A 6,000-nucleotide genomic window follows, 5' to 3' on the forward strand; every position below is an offset into this window, starting at 1 on the left:
CATGTTATGGCGGCCTAACCGAGCCCGGTTTGGCCCGTGGCCGGGTGCGTTCCTTGGGCAGAGCGGACACTGGAGAAGCGCACCCGGAGGGTGACCAAATATGCGCCGAGGCTCATGATTGCGAAGCCAGTGACGCCCATAACAAGTGCCTGAGTGGCGATACCCGTTACGAGGACCAGGCATCCCACGACGACGGCAAGTGCACCCGTTGCGACAAGTCGTCCCGGCACAGCTTCGATGCGGCCGGAGCCCAACTTTGAGGCGAGTTTCGGATCCTCCCGCTCGAGCTGTTCGGCGATCTGGTCCAGCGTTCTTTGCTCGTGTTCCGAGAGCGACATCCTTGGTCTCCTGCGCTTTTCGTTTTCAGTGTCGCCAAACGTGCACTTTGTCCGGCCAACACGGCGTCCCGCGACGGCAGCCGAGCCGGTAGTCGAAGTCTTAAGCCGGTGTTCGCTCTTGCCGACTGGCTACCCCTTTAGAATCCGCGCTATTTATCCAAACAGGTAGTGCCCAAGGTCACACCAGATGACCCGACGGGCCCGTGACTCCTACCACCCAGATTCTGTAGACCGCCATCTCCGGTCCCGGGGGACAGAGCAGGACTTTGTTCTCTGTCCCTCGGACCAGATGACGCACACTCAAACAGGGGAATCGTTAAGTTTCAGACAGTGCGGACGGGGCGTAGTCCATGTGGGCGGACTTAGAACAGCCGGCTGCGCGAACGCCTGGCCCGGCCCCACGGAGCACTCCGGGCCGTGAACCAGACTGACGTGAGCGGGCATCCTTAACCGATGCTCGCAATGGTGCCATCTCTGCGAAACTGACATGCATTTGCGTCAGCCAAGCCTTGGTCCATGGGCACCCGACGCCGGTGTCGTAGCCCTGCGTGGTGACTGACAATTGAGATGAAGGCGGTAGGTGCGATGCTGGACGGCCTGTTCGCGCCGCGATCAGCGTACGAGGAACTAGGAGCTCCTGGAACCTGCTGCCTAGTGCATGTCCATGCCACGGCCGACCGAGCCTTTAGTATGCACGACGGGGCCGCCGACGGATGGTTGCTGACCTGGGGATCAGGAGCTGCGGTCGTGGTTCCTGGTTTCAGAGGGACCCGGTACCGCGATTTCGAAGGCTGCCAGCAGCACGGAGAAGCACTGCATCCACGAGGAGGCCGCAAGCTGATCCCCCGCGGCCCTGAGGGCCACACAGTAGCCTCAGAGGCAACGTGACCGGACTTCCGCGGTCCGCAGCGTGCCTGACAGAACACGCATCCGAGCGTGAAACCAAACAAGGGGAAATCGTGCATAAGTCAAAGACCATCGTGGTCGGCTACGACGGCTCGGTCCACGCGGGACAAGCCGTTCGTTGGGCGCCGAGCAAGCAGCCCTGCGCAACTGTCCCCTCCATCTGGTGCATTGCACATTGTCGCCGCCGCTGACCCTCAACCTCGACCCGGTCCCCGACGTGGCGGACAGCGGACGGCAACGGTCCGCGCAAGCAACCCTCGAGGAGGGCCTTGCACAAGCGAAGCGTGCCGCGCCCGGCGTGGAAATCCAAACCTCCCTCCTATACGGCCGGCCCAGTCTACATCTCCCCAAAATTTCGGCCGGAGAAGAAGTGCTCGTCGTCGGAAGCCGCGGCATCGGCGGGTTCACGGGACTGCTCGTGGGATCCGTCAGTCTCGAAATGGCAGCCACCGCAGCCTGTCCCGTTGCAGTGATCCGGTCCGACCAACACCCTGACGGGCCCATCCTGGTCGCCATGGACAGCTCAGGCTCCGCAACAGCACTCGAAGATGCCTGCACGCTGGCCAGCGCCACAGGAGCAGACCTCAAGATCGTTCACGTAGAGCATGCCCCGGCTGGCTACAGAATGCTTCGGGATCCCGTGGACACTTACCCTGCAGCAGGGGCACTTCTGAACTCAGCCGTCGTTACTGCCCGCGACCTGGCCCCCGGAACCACCGTCGAACAACAACTGCTCACCGATACCTCCATCCCCCGAGCCATCCTCAACGCATCCCACGTGTCCACATGACAGTCGTGGGGACCAAAGGCCACGGACTCATAAAAGCACCATCGGTTCCACCGCCCATGCAGTCCTTCACCATGTCAAAGGTCCTGTGCTAATCTCCCGGCGCAACAGCACAGGGCAGGACGCCAAGGACAAGCTGTAAGCCGTTACGGCTCGGGAAGTTCTGGTGATCGGAAGCCCAAGGCACGGGGTCCAGTCCGAGGAGAATCCAGGCGCGGGCTTGGGCCTCGGACGCCCTTGCCTCGGTCACAGGTTCATTAGCATGGGTTGTCCTTGGCCACACCGACCCCGCACCCCCACGTTGGGGCATGCTCTTTGATGCCCCATGCAATTCAAAATACCGCCGCCGCCAGCTCTGCTTCCAGCCGCTCGACGTCGGCACGGTGGCAGAGCTCGGTCGCAGGCGTCATCGCTGTTGCGGTTCCAGCGGCAACGGCAGCCCGGAAGGCCGCCTCCACAGGGTGACCCTGCGCGAGTCGGAGCACAAACGCGCCAAGAAAACTGTCACCAGCCCCGACGGTGCTGATCACGCGCACCGCTGGCACTGGAAGTCGGATAATGGCGGACTTCGAGGCAAGTACCGCGCCCGCTTCACCGAGGGTCAGCGCGACGTATTCCGCGGCACGGTCCGCGACCAGGGTCTCGATCGCCCCAATCTGGCTCGCTTCGGTGTCGAGGGCCGCGCCTAGGTGCTCGCCCAGCTCACGCAGGCTGGGTTTGATCAAAAAGACCCCCTCGGCAAGCGCTGCGGACAGGGCCGGGCCGGAGGCATCCACTACGCAGCGGGCACCGCACTCGCGTGACAGCCGGGCAACCCGGGCATAGAAATCTTTCGGAACCCCCGGCGGCAGACTGCCGCTGGCAACTACGAACCCTCCCACGGGGATCGAGGCCGCAACAACAGCCAGAAAGGCCCGCCATTCCTCGTCGCTGAGTTCGGGACCTTCGAGGACGAAACGGAACTGCTTCCCAGTATCCGTCTCATCAACAGTGAAGTCCTGTCGAGTACTCCCCCGGATCGGCACCGCCAAGGTGGGGATGCGCTCGGCTTCAATGAGCCGACGATAGGCATCTCCTGTCGGACCGCCTGCGGTGTACACCGCCAGGGTTTGACCGCCGAGTCTCTGAACCACCCTTGCCACGTTCACGCCTCCGCCGCCCGGATCGAGACGGCTCATGCCGCACCGGAGTTTATGACCGCTGAAGACCCGTTCAGTAGAGGTGCTGACGTCCAGAGCAGGGTTCACCGTGAGAGTAAGAATCGGTTTCGCGCTCGTTGTCGGTGAGGCTTCCATGCGCCCCAGCATAGGGAAGCGACACCTCCGATCCTAGACGGCTCGTCGAAATCCACGCGCCACGGAGGGCTCCGTCGGCAAGGAATCCCCTTCCACCTCGCCACGATGCCGCCGCCCGGTGATGGCGGAGGCGTCCACGGCCGGCTTCCGTCGTGTGGCCCGTTGTGGCCGATCATCCGCTTTTCGCGGCTGCCCTTGCGGGTTGGGCGTCCCAGCCATGGGATCACTGGAAAGCTAGATGGACTGCGGAGAGCACGCCGAGGGCCGGATCTGCGGGGCAGCGTGCCGTCCGGGAGCCCGCCCGAGACGGTCATCAGGGCTGGCATCATCGACGGCAGTGCGCCCTTCAAGGATGACCCACGGCCCGCTCCCTCTGGCCGCCCGCCCTGCCGCTGGACCTCAACGAGCCGTAGCATCTGTAACCATGAGCGATTTACCGAATAGCCATGAGCTGTCATTCGATACTGCTGGGAGCTGTTGTCCTCTGGCAGTGTAGGGAGGCTGGCCGTCATCGTCGATGGCCACCCCGAAATCTTCCCGGTGAACTTTGTTATTGAGCGTCGTAGCATCGTGTTCCGCACGGCCGCGGGGACAATGCTATGGGAATCCGCTAAGGACGAGCCCGCTGCCTTCGAAATCGACGGGTACGAGCCCGCAACGGAGGAAGCGTGGAGCGTCGTGGCCAGGGGCGGCACGGCCTTGCTGGACGATATGAATGACCAGACCGCGGCAGATGCCCTGGGGGGCGCGCGCGACGGCGGTTGGGTGGGCTTCCAAGACACCGGGGGAATCTCGCTCATCGGGCTGCTCGTCCTCATCGCTGGATTCATCTTGCTTTTCACGGGACGCTACCGGACCGGACTCTTTGACCTTCTCCTGGGCCTGAACCGCTGGATCTCCCGCGTAATCACGTACGTGGCCCCTCATGGGCGACGCATATCCGCCGTTCCAGCTGGATTTGGAACCCGCCGACCCTGGAGACCGAACACGCATTCCCCCAGTGGGTGAACCTCCTGCAGGCAGGAGTCCAGGTGATCCGCTACGCGTCGCTGTCGGCCATGAGCCGTCACCATTGCCCGGAGCCAACTGCGCGTCGATCTATATCATTTACGATCTCAGTACCGCTCCGGTTCCTCGCCAAGTTCAAAGTGGCGGCCGTGGATGCGATGAGGCGTGATCTCGACGTAGGTGTACTTGCGCGTCGGGATCCACGGCTTCAGAGGTAGTTTGTCCGCCTCATCTATCTCAGACTGTGACTCAATCACTCTTGCTGTGCCTTTGAGCACCACACTCCAGGCCTCGTTGTCGGCCACCTCGTCCACTTCAAAGGCCACTTTGTCATTCACCGTCAGTTCGGCCAGCTTTGTGCCCGGGTTCGTCCGTAGCAGCAGCACACCGTCGTGCGCGATGAAATTGATGGGATAAATGTCTGGCTCGCCCATAACGCTTACGGCAAGGCGACCATGCTGGCATCGTTCGAGCACGCTCCACGATTGGCCGTCGGACAAAACGGTTCCGGGGTGTTCGTCATTTTCCATGGCATTATCCTCCTGGGCTAGGGTGCTACCGTCCTGCCGGGTCGCGGGAAGCGAGCCGTGTTATGCCACTAGTCTTACGGCCGTCCGCGGCCGCCGACAAGGCCCGAAGTCACCATCTTGGGGAACGGGGGTGAACGTCGGTCCGTTCCGCACCCAGCCCTTGCGGCGCGGCCGCCGTGTTGCGGCGCTGATCCATGCCGAGGATCTCGGGAGACTGATTGAATCCGCCGAGCTGGCGGAGGCAGCCCGCGGCAACGTGAAGGAAACCGGCGAGATCTGGGTCTGGCGTGAAGTATGCCGACGAGGTCCTACCGGCGGCCCTCGGTTAGGACATTCATGCATTCAAAACACCAACTTCGACGAAGCCGGGTTTGCGGTTGCATTGTCCCGGCACCGTCCGCTTCCACCATGCTCCGTGGAGGCCGTCCACGATGCAAGGGTCAAAGGTCCCGCTGTGTGGCGTCATGGCGAAGGACGTCTCCAGCCAGCACCCGGGACGACGTCGGCGATTTCGCTGCGACGTCCATCCTGTTCGGTCTCAGTACAGCTCCGCTTCCTCGCCCATTTGAAAGTAGCGGCCATGGATGCGAACAGGGCGAGATCTCGACGTAGGTGTACTTGCGAGTCGGATCCACGGCTTGAGTGGAAGCTTGTCCGCTTATCTATCTCAGACTGTGACTCAATCACTTGCTGTGCCCTGGAGCACCGCTGCGGAACTTGTCAAGGTGAATGAGGCCAGCGTGAGTTTAGGCGGCTAGTTTCTTGTGGGTCGTTGGCTCCGTGTCTGTCTGGCTTTTCTCGGGAGGTTTGTTGATCCAGGTCGTGCCGGGCAGGGCGACCAGGACACGCTTGAGGCCAAGGCTGACGACTTCGTCGTTAAGCGCGGAACTTGTCAAGGTGAATGAGGCCAGCGTGAGTTTAGGCGGCTAGTTTCTTGTGGGTCGTTGGCTCCGTGTCTGTCTGGCTTTTCTCGGGAGGTTTGTTGATCCAGGTCGTGCCGGGCAGGGCGAGGATCTTCGGGTCGGCYGTGGTGGTGAAGCGTTCGGGGTTCCGGGTCCGGGCGGCGGCCAGGGTCGCCGACCGCTGAACGGTTTTGGCCGCAGCCAACCCATAGTGAACGTCGGCCGCGGTGTTGA

At 62.5% G+C, this 6,000-nt stretch carries 5 protein-coding genes and 1 pseudogene; 2 read left to right on the forward strand and 4 right to left on the reverse strand.

Going from position 1 to position 6,000, the window contains the following annotated elements:
- Positions 1 to 14: 14 nt before the first annotated feature.
- On the reverse strand, positions 15 to 338 hold the full coding sequence (locus tag ASG92_RS07600; protein WP_056626522.1) for a DUF3040 domain-containing protein: 324 nt from the start codon (positions 336 to 338) through the stop codon (positions 15 to 17).
- A gap of 1,069 nt (positions 339 to 1,407) precedes the next feature.
- Here ASG92_RS07600 and ASG92_RS07605 point away from each other — a divergent pair.
- Positions 1,408 to 2,034 (forward strand): universal stress protein, encoded by a 627-nt coding sequence (locus ASG92_RS07605; RefSeq protein ID WP_240987042.1) that lies wholly within the window; start codon positions 1,408 to 1,410, stop codon positions 2,032 to 2,034.
- Between the two features lie 329 nt (positions 2,035 to 2,363).
- Here ASG92_RS07605 and ASG92_RS07610 read toward each other — a convergent pair whose 3' ends face one another.
- On the reverse strand, positions 2,364 to 3,326 hold the full coding sequence (locus ASG92_RS07610) for a 1-phosphofructokinase family hexose kinase (RefSeq protein WP_056626547.1): 963 nt from the start codon (positions 3,324 to 3,326) through the stop codon (positions 2,364 to 2,366).
- Positions 3,327 to 3,803: 477 nt separating this feature from the next.
- On the opposite strand from ASG92_RS07610, the gene ASG92_RS29645 reads away from it, so the two are divergent.
- Positions 3,804 to 4,334, forward strand: a complete 531-nt coding sequence (locus ASG92_RS29645) for a pyridoxamine 5'-phosphate oxidase family protein (RefSeq protein ID WP_056626523.1) — start codon at positions 3,804 to 3,806, stop codon at positions 4,332 to 4,334.
- A 107-nt stretch (positions 4,335 to 4,441) separates the two neighbouring features.
- Here ASG92_RS29645 and ASG92_RS07620 read toward each other — a convergent pair whose 3' ends face one another.
- Both ASG92_RS07620 and ASG92_RS28935 read right to left on the reverse strand, forming a co-directional pair.
- Positions 4,442 to 4,864 (reverse strand): pyridoxamine 5'-phosphate oxidase family protein, encoded by a 423-nt coding sequence (locus tag ASG92_RS07620; RefSeq protein ID WP_056626524.1) that lies wholly within the window; start codon positions 4,862 to 4,864, stop codon positions 4,442 to 4,444.
- Between the two features lie 918 nt (positions 4,865 to 5,782).
- Positions 5,783 to 6,000, reverse strand: a pseudogene (locus ASG92_RS28935) (hypothetical protein); the annotation flags it as partial.

The sequence above is a fragment of the Arthrobacter sp. Soil736 genome, from assembly GCF_001428005.1.
Taxonomy (GTDB): domain Bacteria; phylum Actinomycetota; class Actinomycetes; order Actinomycetales; family Micrococcaceae; genus Arthrobacter.

Excerpts from the sequence above, each read along its gene's own strand:
- ASG92_RS07600 (WP_056626522.1), bottom strand. The coding sequence starts at position 338 with ATGTCGCTCTCGGAACACGAGCAAAGAACGCTGGACCAGATCGCCGAA.
- ASG92_RS07610 (WP_056626547.1), bottom strand. The coding sequence starts at position 3,326 with ATGGAAGCCTCACCGACAACGAGCGCGAAACCGATTCTTACTCTCACG.
- ASG92_RS07620 (WP_056626524.1), bottom strand. The coding sequence starts at position 4,864 with ATGGAAAATGACGAACACCCCGGAACCGTTTTGTCCGACGGCCAATCG.